Origin of the sequence: Streptomyces djakartensis (genome assembly GCF_014651075.1) — a bacterium.
In the GTDB taxonomy this organism is placed as follows: domain Bacteria; phylum Actinomycetota; class Actinomycetes; order Streptomycetales; family Streptomycetaceae; genus Streptomyces; species Streptomyces djakartensis.
Map to the genome: position 1 here is coordinate 113294 of NZ_BMWE01000014.1, position 17410 is coordinate 130703.

Genomic DNA, 17410 nt, shown 5'->3' on the forward strand with positions numbered 1-17410 from the left:
GAGGCGACGCGGGGCGTGTCCGGCTGGCACGCCCCGCGTTCTCATGCGTCAGGAGCCGGTGAGCTCGATCCTGTACTGCCGGGTCCGCGTACCGTCCTCACTGCGCACGGTGACCACCTGGGCCCGCCGTGCGGTGTCCTCGCGGACCGACACGGCCGCGTACGGGTCGCGCGGCGTGGCGGTGATCCTCGCCCGGTCCGGGCGGTCGCTGGTCACGCGGTAGCTCGTCCGTTCCGGGTCGAACCCGTCGATCGGCACGCCGTCCACCTCGATCGCCGCCGCGGCGGCGTCCGCGGAGGTGCCGGGTGCCTTGGCCCGGAGCTCGATCTCCCCGAGGGTGAGGTAGCCGCCCGGGCGGGCCGTCATGACCACGCGCACCCCGGTCACCGGGCCGGAGCCGCGCACCGGCACGTCGGCGACGGGCGTGCCCTCGGTACCGACGGGGACGGAGTCGCTCGCGTCGGCCCAGCTGCCGTCGGCGCCACGCACCTGCACCTTGAGGGACTCCGCGAAGCTGACGTTGGAGCCGTCGCGGTGGAAGTGGGTCACGACCCGCGTCAGGTCGCGTGGCTGCGGCAGGGTGAAGGTGATGGTGTCGGAGGGGTTCTTGGCGCCCGGCTTCCAGTTGGACCAGGCCTTCTCGGAGGTGTTTCCGTTGCGCAGCCCTTCCGCGGAGTAGCCGCTCTCGGTGAACGTCGCCCCGGTGGTCACGCCGTCGTCAAGCGCGGCGTTGGCCTCGCGGGGTGCGGTGACCTGGACGCGCAGGGTCGCCGCTGCCGTGGTGCCGCCGGGGACGCGGGCGGTGCCGCGCAGGGTCACCACACCGGCGGCGTCGTACGCGCCGTCGGGTGCGGGGTCCCAGGTGACCGGGAGTTCGGCGGTTCCGCCGTGCCGGCCGACGCCGGTGACGGTGGCGGGCAGGCCAGGCCGCCCGCCGGTGTAGGTCTTGGCCCGGGCCGGAAGCGTCGAGGCGACGGTGTCCACGGTGACGACCGCCCGGGCGGGTACGGTCCGGCCGAGCGCGTCGGTCGCCCTGCCCTTCACCCGTACCGTTCCGGGCTCGTCCCAGCGGGCGTCGGAGGGCGGCGTCCACCGCACGGGGAGCGCGCCGCGGGCGCCGTCGCGGAAGACGGGCGTCACGGTCGCGGGCAGTTCGGGTGCGCGGCCGGGCACGGTGAACGCCGTGGCCGGCTCGGTACGCAGCACCGTCTCGTCCGTCACGGACCACCGCTGGTTCGCGTTGGAGGCCGACAGGTGGGCCGACACGCGGGCACCGTCGGCCGTCGACTGACCGACGACGTCGAGCAGCCGTCCCGTGGCGGCGTTGACGAAGGTCCAGGTGCCGTCCCCGGTGGTGGACATGATCCACTGCGCGCCCGGCGTGTCGGCGTCCTCCAGCACGGCCTCGTTGTCGCGCACGGCGAGGCGGTCGCCCGTCTCCGCGTTGACCAGGGCGTAGCGCTCGCGGTTGCCGTCCCCGCGGGTCAGCCGCTTCACGGACCACAGCTGCGACACGGCGTCCGGGTCGCCCGTACGGATGACGACGCCGTCGCCGTCGGCTGCCGGGGCCAGGGACTTTCCGCTCTGGGCGCCCTGGAGGCGGTAGACATGGCCGGGCTGGACGAGCGCGGCGTCCTTGTCGGTGCCCGACACGCCGTCGACGAGGAGGGTGGTGACGGACTTCGGCGGGACGGTCACGGTGGCCGAGTCGTTCTTCACCCGCTGGGCAGTGCCACGGACGAGGGCGCCGTCGGCGCTGGTCACCACAGGTGTCACGGTGGCGCCGTGGGTGACGCGCCGGAACCGCGACAGGTCCAGGGTCACGGCGCGCGGGGTGGTGCCGTTGTTGACGTGCACGACGGTCGCTCCGCGGCCGGACCCCCGGACAGCGGCGACGCTGGAGGGGTCGTCGGTCTTCACGAAGTGGTCGCCGGGGCGGATGTGGTGGGTGAAGTTGCGCAGCGTGTGGAACTTGGTGTTGGTCTTGACCGGGCAGGTCTCCAGGGTGTCCTTCGCGGTGCAGTTGAAGGGGATGTGGATGCTGCCCCAGTTCTTGCCCGCCTGCGCCTGAGGGATGGCGTCCTCGACGGGCTGCCACAACACCCAGGCGGACGGCTCGAGTTCCCGGATGTCGTCGACGATGCGGGTGGCGATGCCGAGTCCGGGTTCCATCCCGGTGAAGTCGGTGCCGGTGCCCCAGGTGCCCTCGACCTCGCTCATCCAGAGGGGCCGGTCGGCGGCCTTGGCGCTGTCCCGGGCGCTGGTGCGCATGCCGGTGCCGTAGGTGTGCACGTTGAGCTGGTCGACGGCGGCGCGGGCGGAGTCGTCGTAGGCGTTCCAGTTGCGCACGAAGGTGCTCGGGTTGGTCTCGTCCATCGCGGAGACGGCGGCACGGGTCTTCGCCTTGTCGAGGGCGCGGCGCAGGGCCAGGACGACCTTCTGCTGAAGCTCCGGTCCGGCGTGCGCCCCCTCCTGGCGGCCGCCCGTGGGCTGCCCGTCAGGGCCGAGCCGGGTGCCCCAGTAGTTGGTGTTGGGTTCGTTGAGCGGGGCGATGGTGTCGAACCTGATGCGGTGCTTCTTCTCTAGGTGCTCGGTCACCTTGACCAGGTACGCGGCGAAGTCGTCGACGCGGTCCGCCCTGATCTGGTCGGTGTTCGCGTCGAAGCCGCCGGAGACGTAGCCGCTGACGGTCTGGAACCAGGGCGGCGAGTTGCTGAAGGCCTCCCAGCGGGTTACCTTCCTCTTCACCCGGTCCACCCACCAGCGCTGCCCCGCGTCGGCGGACCAGTCCCAGTGCTCGGGGTTGTCCGGGTTCCACCAGTCGGTGTCCTCCCGGGTGGTGCCCTCGGGGGCCTTCCAGAAGCCGTCCATCGTCGCGCCGGTCTTCATGTAGTCCTTGCGGACGTCCGGGGCGTTGCCGCCGCCGATGTTGTAGCGCGCGATGTTGAGGCGGAGGCCGTCATCCCCGAAGAGCATGTCGGCGAGCTTCTGCCGGATGGGTTCCGGGTAACGGCCGGTGATGTTGGCGAACCAGACGAGGCTCGTCCCCCACCCTTCGAACTCCTGCTGCCGGTAGGACGGGTCGATCCGTACCGTGACCGCGCCGCCGGGCGGTTCGGCGGCAGCTGCGGCAGCGGGCGGCATGTTGACGAGCCCCGCACCGAGGGCCAGGGGAACGGTGATCGCCAGGGCCCGGGCGAGGCGATGTCTGCTGGACATGGATTCCCTTCGGGAGCGAACAGAACCACGCAGAACCGATCGAGCTTCCCGAATGTTTTAGGACGGCAATCAACACGTCAAGAGGCAGGGCGAGTTGGGATGGAGAACCTCTCCGTCGCAGGACCTCACCCCAGGAGCTCGCGCACCAGCGCCCCCGCACCACGACCGGCCGGGGACCACCGTCGCCCTCGGCTTCGCCCTTCTCATCGTCGCCGGGAGTGCACGGGCCTCAGGCGGGCGTACACCGCGTCGCGACAGGGCGATCATCCTGTCGTCGATCGTGGCACCTTTCGCAGTGGGCTGGCAGCGGCCAACTCCCGCTCCCTAGGATGTACTTCCTGTCCGGCCAGTCCGTTGGCGCGGCGCCACACAGGGGGAGCGATGCAATCCGAGAAGCGGCTGTCGACCGAGATCGACGCGAACGTGCCGACGGCAGCGCGCATGTACGACTATTACCTCGGGGGCAAGGACAACTACGCGGCGGACCGTGCCGCGTGCGAGGAACTCGACAAGGTCGTGCCCAGCACGCGCCGCCTGGCTCTCAACAACCGGCGCTTCCTGCAGCGGGTGGTGCGGACCCTGTCCGAGGAGTACGGCATACGGCAGTACCTCGACCACGGATCCGGTCTGCCCACGCAGGACAACGTGCACCAGGTCGCCCAGCGCATCGATCCCACGGCCCATGTGGTGTACGTCGACAACGACCCGATGGTGCTGGTGCACGGCCGGGCGCTGCTGGAGCAGGACGAGCGCACGAGCGTCATCCACGCGGACATGCGCGACACGGACCTGATCTTCGACCACCCCGACACCAAGCGGCTGATCGACTTCTCGGAGCCGGTGTGCGTGCTGTTCAACTCGGTGTTCCACTGCATCCCGGACAGCGACACCGACGGGCCCCTGGCGGTGGCCCGGCGGGTACGGGAAAGGCTCGCGCCCGGGAGTTTCATGGTGATGTGCCAGCTGGTCAGCGAGGACGCCGAGGTCCGTGATTTCGTGACGGACTTCATGGACCAGGCGACGCAGGGGCACTGGGGCCGGGTGCGTGAGCCGAAGGACGTCACCACGTACTTCGAGGATCTGGAGATTCTCGAGCCGGGCCTCGTGGAGGTGTCGACGTGGCGCCCCGACACCGAGGTGGCGCCCCGTCAGCTCAGCCACGAATGGATCGAGTTCGGCGGTGTGGGGCGGCTCCCCCTCGCAAGGTGACAGAGGTGCCTCCCGCCGGACGCGGGCCGTCCGGCGAGAGGCACTCACCCGTCACGGATAGCGCTGCTCCATCGTCGTCCGCAGCAGCTCCAGCGAGTCACGCGGCTTGAGCGCCTCATCCGCGAGCCGGTCCAGCGCGATCCGGTACTCCTCCGTCTCGTCACGGTCCTCGAGGAAGTTCGCGCTCCTGATGTGCTCGAGGTAGACCACGTCTGGAAGGTCGAGGCCGCCGAAGCGCAGATACGTGACCGGAATGGCCGGCGCCGAGGCGTTCGTGACGTTCAACGGCACGATCTGCAGGGTCACGTTGGGGCGCTCGGCCATTACGGCGAGGTGCGCGAGCTGTTCGCGCATCACCTCGGCACCGCCCAGGACCCGCAGCAGCACCGACTCGTCGATGATCGCCCACAGCTGCGGTGCCTCCGGCCGCGACAGCAACCGCGCCCGCTGTTCGCGGAGTTCGACGCGCCGCTGCACCTCACCGGCAGGAGCGTTGGGCAGGCCGCGCTCCACCACCGCCCTGGTGTAGGCGGGTGTCTGCAACAGGCCGGGCACGTACTGGATCTCGAAGGTACGGATGGTGGCGGCGGCCTCCTGCAGGCCGACCAGACGGTCGAACCACTCGGGCATCAGCCGCTTGTCGTAGCGCTGCCACCAGCCCGGCTCACCGGCGCACCGCAGCAGCTTGAGCAAGACCGAGGACTCGTAGTCGTCGGTGCCGTACAGCCGCAGCAACGCCCGGACGTCGTTCTCCGTCGGTGGGCGGCGGCCTTTGCCCGACTCGATGCGGGACAGTTTCGCGGCACTGAAGCCGACAGCGCGCGCCGCCTGGTCCTGGGCGAGACCGGCGTCCTCGCGGAAGCCCGCGAGCTGCACACCGACCAGCATCTTCAGCAGAGTCGGCGCCGGCTCGGGTCTGTCCAGATAGGGTTCCAGACGGGAGATGCGATGCGACGCGGCGGACATCCTGGCTCCCAGCAGACCGACACAAGGGCGACTTACACTATCGCACCCTGCCGGACTCCGCCGCATTCAGTCCCGCAGTGGCCGTCCGGAATTGGGCAGTTGAGCTCCACTTCACCGCACCTCACGTCACACCAGATGGTCGAACTCGCCATCCTTCGCCCCGGCCAGGAACGCGGCCACCTCCGCCTCCGTGTAGACGAGCGCGGGCCCGTCGGGGTCACGGGAGTTGCGCATGGCGATCCCCCCGCCGGCGAGGGTGGCCACTTCGACGCAGTTGCCTTCGGCGTTGCTGCGCCGGCTCTTGATCCAGCAGGCGTCCAGCGAGCTTGCCTGCACTCCGTTCCGCACTCGTGGCACCGCAGTCTCCTTGTTGTTCTCGTTCCCCGGCTCGCGTACCCCCGACGGCTGGCTTCTCACGCAATTTCTCGTGCAATTGCACGCGGGGGCCGTCAGCGTGGATAATAGCCGCGGCGTCAACCCCCGGGCGGGCGCCGAGTCCTGACGTCGCATCGGGGAGATGCCGTGTCATCAGCCGCGCAGCACGTGCTCAGGCCGCCGAGTGAGGTCGCGGCGCTCGCGGTCGCACCCGGCCCGAGCGACGAACTCGCTTCCGGACCATGGGCCTCGATGGCGTCCGGGCCCCCACCGTCGATGCCGCGGACGCTGCCGCAGTTCTCGGGTGTCCTGGCCGCATCGGCCGCCCTGCGCGTCGAGTGCAGCCGGGAGGGATTCACGCGAGTGCGGTCCTTCACCCGCGACACACTGCACGACTGGTCGCTCGACCACCGCTGTGACGACACCGCTCTCGTCGTCACCGAGCTCACCGCCAACGCCGCCACGCACGCGGCGCCGGGGGAGGCGGGCGTACCGGAGATCCTGCTCGGATTCCTCCTGGACCCCACCCATGTGCTGGTCACCGTCTCCGACCCCGACGACCACCCGCCCGTCTACGCATCCGCGGACTCCGGCCTGGAGGAACACGGCCGGGGCCTGCGCATCGTCGACACCCTCGCCGAGGAATGGGGCTGGGTCCTCCGCTCCCCGGCGGGCAAGACGGTCTGGGCCAGGTTGCCGGCCTGTCCACCCATCTGACACGACTGCCGCGGAAAGGCCCCTCGCCATGCGCAGCGCTTCGACGGAAAACCCGAGCAGCGAGCGCCCACAGCGCCCCGACGCCCCGAGCGGGGTGGCAAGGAACACGCCGCTCACCGCTCTGGACCGCGTGCCCTGGAGTGACATCCAGGACTCCACGGGTTCGGCGGCGGCCATTCCGCTCCTGCTCAACGGCATCGCCTGGGGCGACGCCGAGACCGCCCGGTCCGCTCTCGACGACCTGCGGAAACGGATCTGCCAGTTCGGCTTCGTCGTGGAGCAGGCGACGGCCGCCACGGTCCCGTTCCTCTGGGAGCTGGCGAAGCTGCCACAGGTGACATGCCGGGCCCAGATCATCCGGTTGCTCAAGTGCATCGCCGACGCACGGCAGTGGGAGAGCACCGCCGCGGTCTACCCGAAGCTTTTGAACCACCGGGAGAACCCGGTGGTGTGGGAGCGCGCGGCGCGCCAGGCGGTGCGTGCGCGGTGCGGTGAGCTCGGGCGGCTGATGTCGGACGGGGACACGGAGATCGCCCGGGCAACGTCCGAGCTCGCCCGCTCCCTTGGGTACCTGAAGTGACGAAACGGTGAGAGCCCGCTGTCACCACGGGAGATGCCCCTCGCCTCCCGGGGGCCGGGCAGTGTAGACATGGCACATGGTCCGACTCTTGGGTCGATCCGGGACTCGATCGCCCCAGCGGCCCGGCGCTGCCCCGCCCGGACGGCGGCAACGGGAGGCGGGCCCGTCGCGGTGGCATCCGGTGGCGGGGCTGCGTTCGGTGCTGGGCGGGCGCAGTGTCGCCGGACAGGTGTTCCTGCTCGTCGTGGTGATCGTGCTGCTGCTGGTGGTGGCGGCCGTGGGGGCGCTGGTGCTCCAGGTGCGGCACGACACCACACAGGAGGCCCGCAACCGCTCGCTCGCCGTGGCGGAGACCTTCGCCAACGCGCCGGGCACGATCGAGGCGCTGGAGAGCCCCGACCCCACGGCGGTCCTCCAGCCGCGTGCCGAGGCCGCCCGTAAACAGTCGAAGGTCGACTTCGTCGTCGTCATGAACACCGACGGGATCCGCTACACCCACCCCAAACCGGACCGCATCGGGAAGAAGTTCGTCGGGACGATCGCGCCCGCGCTGGCCGGCAAGGCGGTGACCGAGGAGGTCGAGGGCACCATCGGCCGCCTGGTGCAGGCCGTGGTGCCGGTGAAGGCACCGGACGGCCAGGTCGTCGGCCTGGTGTCGGCGGGGATGACGACGAAGAACGTCGGCGGCACCGCCGACCGCCAGCTGCCGCTCGTGCTGTCGGCCGCCGCGGTGGCGCTCGCCCTGGCGACGGCGGGCGCCGCGCTGGTGAGCAGGCGGCTGCTGCGCCAGACCCATGGGCTGGGGCCGCACGAGATGACCCGGATGTACGAACATCACGACGCGGTGCTGCACGCCGTGCGCGAGGGCGTGCTCATCGTCGACGACGAGGGCACCCTGCTGCTCGCCAACGACGAGGCGCACCGCCTGCTCGGGCTGCCGGCCGACGCCGAGGGCCGGCCCGTCCGCGGTCTGGGTCTGGACCCGGGTATCGCCGGCCTGCTGGCCTCCGGGCGCGTCGCCACGGACGAGGTGCACCTGGTCGGGGACCGGCTGCTGGCCGTCAACCAGCGCACCACGGACCGTGCGGGGGTGCCGCCCGGCAGTGTCGCCACCCTGCGCGACTCGACGGAACTGCGCGCGCTGTCCGGCCGGGCGGAGACGGCGCGGGAACGGCTCAACATGCTGTACGACGCCGGGGTGGGCATCGGGACGAGCCTCGACGTGACGCGTACGGCCGAGGAGCTGACCGAGCTGGCCGTGCCCCGGTTCGCCGACTTCGTCACCGTGGACCTGTTCGACGCGGTGCTGGGCGGCGGTCAGCCGGACGCCGCGGCCAGGCTGAGCCGCACGGCGCTGGGCGGCATCCGCAAGGACGCCCCGCTCTACCCCGTCGGCGAGCGCATCCGGTTCGTCGGGTCATCCCCGCAGGGCCGCAGCCTCGCCACCGGCCGGCCCCTGCTGGAACCCAGGCTGGGCGAGGCCCCCGGCTGGCGGGCTCAGGACCTCGAACGCTCCGCGCAGGTCGTGGAGTACGGCATCCACTCCCTGATCACGGTGCCACTGCGCGCCGGCACCCTGGTGCTGGGCGTGGTCAGCTTCTGGCGCTGCGAGAAGCCGGAGCCCTTCGACGAGGACGAGCTGGCCCTGGCGGAGGAACTGGTGGCGCGGGCCGCCGTCTCCATCGACAACGCACGCCGCTACACCCGCGAGCACAGCATGGCGGTGACCCTCCAGCGCAGCCTGCTCCCCCGCAGCCTGCCCGAGCAGGGGGCGCTGGAGATCGCCTACCGCTACCTGCCCGCGCAGGCCGGGGTGGGCGGCGACTGGTTCGACGTGCTCCCGCTCTCGGGAACACGGGTCGCGCTCGTGGTCGGGGACGTCGTCGGTCATGGGCTGCACGCCGCGGCCACCATGGGGCGGCTGCGCACCGCCGTGCACAACTTCTCCTCGCTCGACCTCCCGCCCGACGAGCTGATCAGCCTGCTGGACGAGCTGGTCGGCCGCATCGACCAGGACGAGACGGAGGTGGAGGGCAGCGCCCCGGTCACCGGCGCGACCTGCCTGTACGCCGTCTACGACCCGGTCTCCCGGCGGTGCACCGTCGCACGGGCCGGGCATCCCCCGCCGGCCCTGATCCATCCCGACGGCGGCGTCGAGTTCCCGGACGTGCCCGCCGGTCCCCCGCTCGGGCTCGGCGGACTGCCGTTCGAGACGGCCGAACTGGAGCTGCCGGAGGGCAGCCGGCTCGTCCTCTACACCGACGGGCTGGTCGAGGACCGCGAGCGGGACATCGACGTCGGGCTGGAGATGCTGAGAGAAGCGCTGAGCCGGGCCGGCGAGTCCCCCGAGGACACCTGCCGGGAGGTGCTCGACTCCCAGCTCACGGCACGCTCCAGCGACGACATCGCCCTGCTCGTCGCGCGTACCCGGGCGCTCGCCTCCGACCAGGTCGCCGAATGGCCGGTACCGGCCGACCCGGCGGCCGTGGGCGAGGTGCGGGCGGCGGTCACCCGGCAGCTGTCCGAGTGGGGCCTGGACGAGCTGACCTTCACCACCGAGCTCATCCTGAGCGAGCTGGTCACCAACGCGCTCCGGTACGGCGGCGGCCCCATTCACGTGCGGGTGCTGCGCGAGAGGAACCTGATCTGCGAGGTGTTCGACAGCAGCAGCACGTCGCCGCACCTGCGGTACGCGACGATGAACGACGAGGGCGGCCGCGGGCTCTTCCTCGTCGCGCAGCTCGCCGAGCGGTGGGGGACGCGGTACCTGCCGGCGGGGAAGGTCATCTGGGCGGAGCAGCCATTGCCGTGAGCGGCTCATAAAGTCGCCTTATGAGCTCATAGACCGGACCCGCATACCGACTTAGGCATGCCTTAGCTTAGGCTTCACGGCGAGATCGCTTGTCGCCGTTCGAAGGGAACCTGACCATGCCCCGCCCCCTGCGGGTAGCCATCGTCGGATCCGGCCCCGCCGGGATCTACGCCGCCGACGCCCTGCTCAAGTCCGAGGTGGCCACCGAACCCGGCGTGTCCATCGACATCTTCGAGCGCATGCCGGCGCCGTTCGGCCTGATCCGTTACGGCGTCGCCCCCGACCACCCGCGGATCAAGGGCATCATCACGGCCCTCCACCAGGTCCTCGACAAGCCGCAGATCCGGCTCTTCGGCAACGTGGACTACGGCACCGACATCGGCCTGGACGACCTGCGCGCGTTCTACGACGGCGTCATCTTCGCCACCGGCGCGATGGCCGACCGCGCGCTGTCCCTCCCGGGCATCGACCTCGACGGCTCGTACGGCGCCGCCGACTTCGTGTCCTGGTACGACGGCCACCCGGACGTGCCGCGCACCTGGCCGCTGGAGGCGGAGAAGGTCGCCGTGCTCGGCGTCGGCAACGTCGCGCTCGACATCGCGCGGGTGCTGGCCAAGACGGCGGACGAGCTGCTGCCGACGGAGATCCCGCCGAACGTCTACGAGGGTCTGAAGACCAACCGGGCCAAGGAAATCCACGTGTTCGGCCGCCGGGGCCCCGCCCAGGCGAAGTTCAGCCCGATGGAGCTGCGGGAGCTGGACCACTCCCCCAACATCGAGGTCATCGTCGACCCCGAGGACATCGACTACGACGAGGGCTCGATCGCGACCCGGCGCGGCAACAAGCAGGCCGACATGGTCGCCAAGACCCTGGAGAACTGGGCGATCCGCGACACCGGCGACCGGCCGCACAAGCTCTTCCTGCACTTCTTCGAGTCCCCGGTCGAGATCCTCGGTGAGGACGGCAAGGTCGTCGGGCTGCGCACCGAGCGCACGGAACTCGACGGCACGGGCAACGTCAAGGGCACGAGCACGTTCAAGACCTGGGACGTCACGGCGGTCTACCGGGCCGTCGGCTATCTGTCCGACAAACTCCCCAAGCTGCCCTGGGACATCGACTCGGGGACGGTCCCGGACGAGGGCGGCCGGGTCGTGCAGGAGTCCGGCGAGCACCTGCAGTCCACATACGTCACCGGCTGGATCCGGCGCGGGCCCGTGGGCCTCATCGGGCACACCAAGGGCGACGCGAACGAGACGGTCGCGAACCTGCTGGACGACTACGCGAACGGCCGGCTGCACACGCCCGCCTCTCCCGCGCCCGAGGCCGTGGACGCGTTCCTCGCCGAGCGCGACGTCCGCTTCACCACCTGGGACGGCTGGTACCGGCTGGACGCCGCCGAGAAGGCGCTGGGTGAGCCCGAGGGGCGCGAGCGCGTGAAGATCGTCGAGCGTGAGGACATGCTGCGGGCGAGCGGCGCCTGACGCTCACGCACCCCCCGGGGCGGGTTCGGTGGCAATGTCACCGGGCCCGCCCTTCTACGTACTTGAAGCGTGTACGATCCGGATGCTTCACCGAACCATCACATGACCTTCACAGTAAGGTCCTGCAAGGGGGGACGAACGTCCATGCGCATACGCCTTGTCGCCACCACGGCCGTCGCTGCCGGAGCCCTGACCGCCCTGACGGCGGTCCCGGCCCAGGCCGCCGAGTACGACTCCGCTCTGAAGATCCGGGGCATCCAGTACAACGCCCCCGGGACCGACTCCAACCGCTGCTCGACGGGGAACACCGACGAGGAGTACCTGACCATCAAGAACTACTCGCGGTCCACGACCGTGAACCTCAAGGGTTACGTCGTGAAGGACGCCGCGGGCAACAAGTTCACCTTCACCGCGAACCACACCCTTCAGCCGGGTGACTACGTGAAGCTGCGCGGCGGCAACGGCTCCGACTCCGACGCCGGCAACGTCGTGTACCGCGACAACTGCAACTTCATGTGGAACAACGACAGGGACACGATCTACGTGTACAAGCCGTCCGGCAGCCGTGCCGACGTGCACTCGTACACCGCGAGCGGCTCCGACAGCGACGGCAACGGGTACATCACGTACCACGGCTGACCTTTTGCCGCGGCTTCCCCGGCCTCTCCCGTCATCTGGGCGCCCCACCGGGGGAGATGAGCCCCGTCTCGTAGGCGAAGACCACGGCCTGGACGCGGTCGCGCAGATCCAGCTTCGACAGGATGCGGCCGACGTGACTCTTGACCGTGGTCGGGCTGAGGAACAGCCGGGAGGCGAGTTCGGCGTTGCTGAGGCCCGTCGCGAGGAGGCGGAGCACCTCGAGTTCACGCGGGGTCAGGCCGGACAGATCGCGGTGCGGGGCGGTGATCTGCGGTTCGTCGTGAGGGGCGAAGCGCTCGATCAGCCGGCGAGTGATCGCGGGCGCGAGGAGAGCGTCGCCGGTCCGCACCAGGCGCAAGGCGGACACCAGGTGTTCGGGGGTGACGTCCTTGAGCAGGAAGCCGCTGGCGCCGGCCGTGAGCGCGGCGTAGACGTAGTGATCCAGGTCGTACGTGGTGAGGATGACGACCCGCGTTCCGGCCTGGCCCGCGTCTCCCACGATGCGCCTGGTGGCCTCGATGCCGTCCATCTCGGGCATCCGGATGTCCATGAGGACGACGTCGGGCCGCGTACGGCGAACCGCTGCGACCGCCTCGGCCCCGTCGGCGGCCTCGGCCGCCACCTCGATGCCGTCCGCGGCCAGGATCATCTTGAAACCGGTGCGTACGAGGGCCTGGTCGTCGGCGATGACGGCGCGCAGCGGCTGCCGGTCGGCGGTCATACCGCGCTCCGTGGGATGCGGGCCGTCACCCGGTAGCCGCCGGTCGGCGCCGGTCCGGCCGTCAGCTCGCCCTCGTACACGGCCAACCGCTCGCGCAGTCCCATGTGGCCACGGCCGTTGCCCGGCACCGGCGGGGAATCATCGGTACCACCGGTGTCCGTGATCTCGATCTCCAGACAGGCGTCGGTGTAACCGATGGACACGGACGCCCGCGCGCCGCGCGCGTGTTTGATCGTGTTGGTCAGCGCCTCCTGTACGACGCGATACGCCGCGAGGTCCACCCCTGGTGGCAGCGGCTCCGGAGGCAGCGACACCCCGACGCTCACGGGCGTACCGGCGGCGCGAACGCGTGCGACGAGCGCGTCGAGCTGCGCGAGCCCGGGCTGGGGCTCCAGGCTGTCGGGCCTCTCGTGGTCCGGGGCGGCCAGCAGGCCCATCACGTGGCGGAGTTCGGCCATGGCGGCCCTGCCTCCCGCCTCGACGGCCAGCAGTGCCTCCTTCGACTGCTCGGGCGCCATGTCCATCACTGTGCGGGCCGCGCCGGCCTGGATCACCATCACGCTCACATTGTGGGTCACGACGTCGTGCAGTTCTGCGGCGATGCGCGCACGCTCCTCCTCGACGGCACGCCGGGTGGCCTCCTCCTGGGCGGCCTGCAGTTCTTTGACCCGGTCCCGGCTGGAGGCCAGCCGCAGTTGCGACAAGCGGACGAGGCTGGCCAGCATCCCTGCCACCAGGAGCACGAACCCTGGGCTGGACCATCCGGGGAGCACGGGTTCCGCGTCGCGGAAAGCGAAGCCGGACAGCGCGGCGGCGCTCACCAGGACGGCGATCGCTGCTATCCGGTATCGGCTGTACACGACGGCGCTGTAGGCGGCGATGACACAGGCCAGGACGGTGATCCAGGAGGCGGAGCCGCCGATGGCCAGTGCCGCCCCCAGCACCACCACGAACAAGGTCAGCGGATACCGGCGCCGGGCGGCCAGCGGCAGCGTCGAAAGGACGACCAGGGCCCAGGGCACGGGGGTTGGTTCTTCCTCCACGGGCACGTGACCGGGGCCGGGCGGCGGGGGCGGGGCCGGAATCCCGGTCCCGGTGTCCACCGCAGGGGGGTTGAGGTCCACCGGCCCGCCGCCGGGATAGCGCACCGACACGAACAGGGCACCGGCGGTCAGTACGACCGCCAGCACCGCATCGGCCCGCACCGCTCGCCGGGACAGCGGAGCGGCCTTCGCCTCCGGGCGTAACGCGTCGATGAGTTGCTGGTGCCGGCTGCGCCGGCCTTCCCTCTCCATCCGAGCATTGTGCGGCGCTCCGCGCCCGGCCCGCGTCCACCTGTCCGGTCAGGGCATCGCCCCGGAGGCCTCCTCCTCAAGGATGACTCCGCGGCCGGACCCTCCGCAGGCAGGACCCGATGTCGGTTCCGCGGCCGATTCGCCCCGTGCCTGGCACGCCTAGGTTCGCAGGACCGGCACCGGGATGTGCCTCTCGCGACCGCAAGGACGGACAACTCATATGCACCAAGTGATCGAACTGGAGGGTGTGGCGAAGCGCTACGACAGCGCCGACGCGCCGGCGCTCGGACCGCTCACCCTCAGCGTCGCCAAAGGCGAGGCCCTTGCCGTGACGGGCCCTTCCGGCAGCGGCAAGTCCACGCTGCTGAACCTGGTGGCCGGCCTGGACAAGCCGACCAGCGGCGCCGTGACCGTGGCCGGGCGGCGGATCGACCAGTTGAGCGAGCACGCCCTCGCCAGGTTCCGGCGCGAGCACATCGGCATGGCCTTCCAGTTCTTCAACCTCCTCGACGACCTCACCGTCACCGACAACATTCAGCTCCCGGCCCAGCTGACCGGGACCAGTCGGCGCAGCGCCGCGGCCCGAGCGGGTGAGCTCATGGAGATGCTGGGCATCCAGAAGCACGCCCGCGCCTACCCGGGCCGGCTGTCCGGGGGCGAACGCCAACGGGTCGCGGTCGCCCGGGCCTTGGTCAACCGGCCCGCGCTGCTGCTCGCCGACGAGCCCACCGGTGCGCTGGACACCTCCTCGGGCCACGACGTCCGCGATCTGCTGACGGATCTGCACCGCGCCGGACAGACCATCGTGCTGGTGACGCACGACCTGACACTGGCGCAGGCCTGCGCGAGCCGCACTCTTCACCTGGTCGACGGTCACGTCGCCCTCGACTCCCACGCGCGGGCCGTCCGATGAGGCTGTTCGGTACCGGCGCGATGGCCCGGGTCGTACGCTCCCGGGTGGGCCGGCGGCGGGTGCAGACAGTGGTGATCGCCGTGGCCACCATGATGGCCGTGGCGTCGGCCGTGGTCGCCGGGTCGCTGATGGTCGCCGCGGCCGCGCCCTTCGACCGCGCCTTCGCGAGGCAGCAAGGGGCGCACATCACCGCCCAGTTCGATCCGGCCAAGACGAGTACGGCGCGGCTGGCGGGGACCGGAGGGCTGCCCGGCGTCACCGCGAGTTCGGGACCGCACCCGTCCACGGCGTTCCGCCCGGTGGACCGGACGGGCTTCCCCTTGCCGACGCTGACCCTGGTCGGACGGTCCGGTCCGGGCGGCGACGTGGACCGCGTGGATCTGAAGTCCGGCCGGTGGGCGCAGAGGCCGGGCGAAATCGTGCTCGACGCGTCGTTCGAGGGGCCCACCATCCAGATCGGCGCCCCACTGAAGACCTCGGACACCCCGGGCGCCCCGACCCTTTCGATCGTCGGCTTCGCCGTGTCGGTCAGCAGGACCGCCGACTCCTGGGCGACTCCCGCGCAGGTCGACGCACTGGCGTCGAAGGGCGACCCGGTCACGAGCCAGATGCTCTACCGCTTCGACGCCGCGAGCACGAAGGAGCAGATCCTCGCCAGCCGGAAGAAGCTCGCCGCCTCCGCGGGGCCCGGGGCGCTGCTGGGTACGCAGTCCTGGCTGGACACCAAACGCGTCGCCGATCAGGGCGCGGCGGCGACCGTCCCGTTCATGATGGCTTTCGGCGTGCTCGGCATCGTGATGTCGGTGATCATCGTCAGCAGTGTGATCAGTGGCGCGGTCGGCACCAGTCTGCGCAGGATCGGCATTCTCAAGGCCATCGGCTTCACCCCGGGCGAGGTCGTTCGCGCCTACGTGGCCCAGGCGCTGATCCCGGCCGGCGCCGGCATCGCCCTGGGGGCCGTGCTGGGAAACCTCCTGGCGGTGCCGCTGCTCTCGGACACAGCGGCGGTGTACGGCACCGTCTCGCTCTCTGTGGCCTGGTGGGTGGACGTCACGGTGCCGGCCGCCGCCCTGGTCATCGTGGGGCTGGCGGCGCTGGTTCCCGCTCTGCGGGCCGGGAGGTTGCGTACCGTCGAAGCCATCGCGGTCGGCCGGTCGCCGCGCACAGGGCGCGGCCAGTGGGCGCACCGGGCGATCGGGCTGCTGCCGCTGCCCCGGGCGGTGACCTACGGTCTCGCCACCCCCTTCACGCATCCGGTCCGTGCCCTCGCCATGCTGCTCGCGGTGGCGTTCGGTACGGTCGCGGCGACCTTCGCGGTAGGGCTGACCTCTTCCCTCACCGCGATCGGCGCCTCGCAGGATCCCGAGAGCCGTGCCGCGGTCACGGTCACGACCACCCAGCCGAACGATGTCGCTCCCCCGCCGCCTCCTCCCGTGGGGGGCGGCGCGGCGAACCCGTCCCCCGCGGGCGGCAGCGTGGCAGGCACGCACGAACCCAGGGTCGCCGACCCGGCGAAGGTGCGGTCCGCCATCACGTCGCAGGCGGGCACGGGGTCGTACTACGGCAAGACGGAGACCGAAGTGGCCGTGGCCGGGATCTCCGGTCCGGTTCAGGCCAGCCTCTACGAGGGCGATTCGCGCTCCGGCAGCTACGAGATGATCTCCGGGCGGTGGATCACGGGCAGGGGGCAGGTGGTGGTGCCCACGCGCTTCCTGGAGAGGACCAGTACCAAGATCGGTGACACGGTGCGGGTGACCTACGAGAAGGAGACCGCGAACCTGCGGATCGTGGGCGAGTCCTTCGACACCTCGGGCAGCGAACTGGAGATTCACGCGGACATGGCCGACTTCGCGTCGGCCGTGCCCAGTGCCTTCCTGGTGGAGGTGAGGCCCGGTGTCCGGGCCGGCGAGTACGCCCGGAAGGTCGCCGCGGCCGTCCGTCCGCTGGGCGGTGACGCCACGGCCAACGCCCCCTCGGGGCAGGATGGCGTCATCCTCATCATGTCCGCGATGGCGGTGCTGCTCACCCTGATGCTGGTCTCCGTGGCCGGTCTCGGCGTCCTCAACTCCGTTGTCCTGGACACCCGGGAACGCGTCCACGACCTGGGTGTCTGCAAGGCGATCGGCATGACGCCGTGGCAGGTCCTGAGCCTCGTGCTCGCCTCGGTGACCGCGATCGGTGTGATCGGCGGGCTGATCGGCGTGCCGGCGGGGTACGCGCTGCACGGACTCGTCATGCCGGTGATGGGGCATGCGGTGGGCACCGGTCTGCCGTCGGCCGTCCTCGATGTGTACGAGCCGGTTCAGCTGCTCCTGCTGGGGCTGGGCGGGGTGGTGATCGCGGTACTGGGCGCGCTGATCCCGGCCGGCTGGGCGGCCAGGGCGCGTACCGCCTCGGCGCTGCGCACCGAGTAGCGTCCGGCGGAGCTCGATCCGCTGGAGCGGATCCGCCCAGTCCGCCGGGGAGGGCCGGGCCGCCCGGCC

At 71.1% G+C, this 17410-nt stretch carries 13 protein-coding genes; 8 read left to right on the top strand and 5 right to left on the bottom strand.

Annotated features, from left to right (window positions below):
- Positions 1 to 48 precede the first annotated feature (48 nt).
- A complete protein-coding gene (locus tag IE212_RS24065) occupies positions 49 to 3219 on the bottom strand; it encodes a glycoside hydrolase (RefSeq protein WP_190200004.1) in 3171 nt (1056 codons plus the stop codon).
- A gap of 381 nt (positions 3220 to 3600) precedes the next feature.
- On the opposite strand from IE212_RS24065, the gene IE212_RS24070 reads away from it, so the two are divergent.
- Entirely contained in the window at positions 3601 to 4428 is an 828-nt protein-coding gene (locus IE212_RS24070) for an SAM-dependent methyltransferase (protein WP_190200005.1), read from the top strand.
- Between the two features lie 51 nt (positions 4429 to 4479).
- Here the strand turns inward: IE212_RS24070 and IE212_RS24075 are convergent, their stop codons facing one another.
- Both IE212_RS24075 and IE212_RS24080 read right to left on the bottom strand, forming a co-directional pair.
- Positions 4480 to 5394, bottom strand: coding sequence for a helix-turn-helix domain-containing protein (locus tag IE212_RS24075; protein WP_190200006.1), 915 nt, complete (start codon positions 5392 to 5394; stop codon positions 4480 to 4482).
- Positions 5395 to 5520: 126 nt separating this feature from the next.
- On the bottom strand, positions 5521 to 5751 hold the full coding sequence (locus IE212_RS24080) for a DUF397 domain-containing protein (RefSeq protein ID WP_190200007.1): 231 nt from the start codon (positions 5749 to 5751) through the stop codon (positions 5521 to 5523).
- A 165-nt stretch (positions 5752 to 5916) separates the two neighbouring features.
- On the opposite strand from IE212_RS24080, the gene IE212_RS24085 reads away from it, so the two are divergent.
- The 5 genes from IE212_RS24085 (at position 5917) to IE212_RS24105 (ending at position 11998) form a co-directional block, all read left to right on the top strand.
- Positions 5917 to 6486, top strand: coding sequence for an ATP-binding protein (locus IE212_RS24085; RefSeq protein ID WP_373301427.1), 570 nt, complete (start codon positions 5917 to 5919; stop codon positions 6484 to 6486).
- Positions 6487 to 6514: 28 nt separating this feature from the next.
- A complete protein-coding gene (locus tag IE212_RS24090; protein ID WP_190200008.1) occupies positions 6515 to 7066 on the top strand; it encodes a hypothetical protein in 552 nt (183 codons plus the stop codon).
- 76 nt (positions 7067 to 7142) lie between these two features.
- On the top strand, positions 7143 to 9878 hold the full coding sequence (locus tag IE212_RS24095; RefSeq protein WP_190200009.1) for a SpoIIE family protein phosphatase: 2736 nt from the start codon (positions 7143 to 7145) through the stop codon (positions 9876 to 9878).
- A 116-nt stretch (positions 9879 to 9994) separates the two neighbouring features.
- Positions 9995 to 11359 carry an FAD-dependent oxidoreductase gene (locus IE212_RS24100; protein ID WP_190200010.1) on the top strand — a complete coding sequence of 455 codons (1365 nt, stop codon included), beginning with the start codon at positions 9995 to 9997 and terminating at the stop codon, positions 11357 to 11359.
- 144 nt (positions 11360 to 11503) lie between these two features.
- On the top strand, positions 11504 to 11998 hold the full coding sequence (locus tag IE212_RS24105) for a lamin tail domain-containing protein (protein WP_190200011.1): 495 nt from the start codon (positions 11504 to 11506) through the stop codon (positions 11996 to 11998).
- Positions 11999 to 12029: 31 nt separating this feature from the next.
- Here the strand turns inward: IE212_RS24105 and IE212_RS24110 are convergent, their stop codons facing one another.
- Positions 12030 to 12719, bottom strand: coding sequence for a response regulator (locus IE212_RS24110; protein WP_190200012.1), 690 nt, complete (start codon positions 12717 to 12719; stop codon positions 12030 to 12032).
- Positions 12716 to 14014, bottom strand: a complete 1299-nt coding sequence (locus IE212_RS24115) for a sensor histidine kinase (protein WP_190200013.1) — start codon at positions 14012 to 14014, stop codon at positions 12716 to 12718. The genes IE212_RS24110 and IE212_RS24115 overlap by 4 nt, the downstream gene beginning before the upstream one ends.
- 220 nt (positions 14015 to 14234) lie before the next feature.
- On the opposite strand from IE212_RS24115, the gene IE212_RS24120 reads away from it, so the two are divergent.
- Together IE212_RS24120 and IE212_RS24125 are read left to right on the top strand one after the other, a co-directional pair.
- On the top strand, positions 14235 to 14927 hold the full coding sequence (locus IE212_RS24120; RefSeq protein WP_190200014.1) for an ABC transporter ATP-binding protein: 693 nt from the start codon (positions 14235 to 14237) through the stop codon (positions 14925 to 14927).
- On the top strand, positions 14924 to 17341 hold the full coding sequence (locus tag IE212_RS24125) for an ABC transporter permease (RefSeq protein WP_190200015.1): 2418 nt from the start codon (positions 14924 to 14926) through the stop codon (positions 17339 to 17341). The genes IE212_RS24120 and IE212_RS24125 overlap by 4 nt, the downstream gene beginning before the upstream one ends.
- The last annotated feature ends 69 nt before the right edge of the window (positions 17342 to 17410 follow it).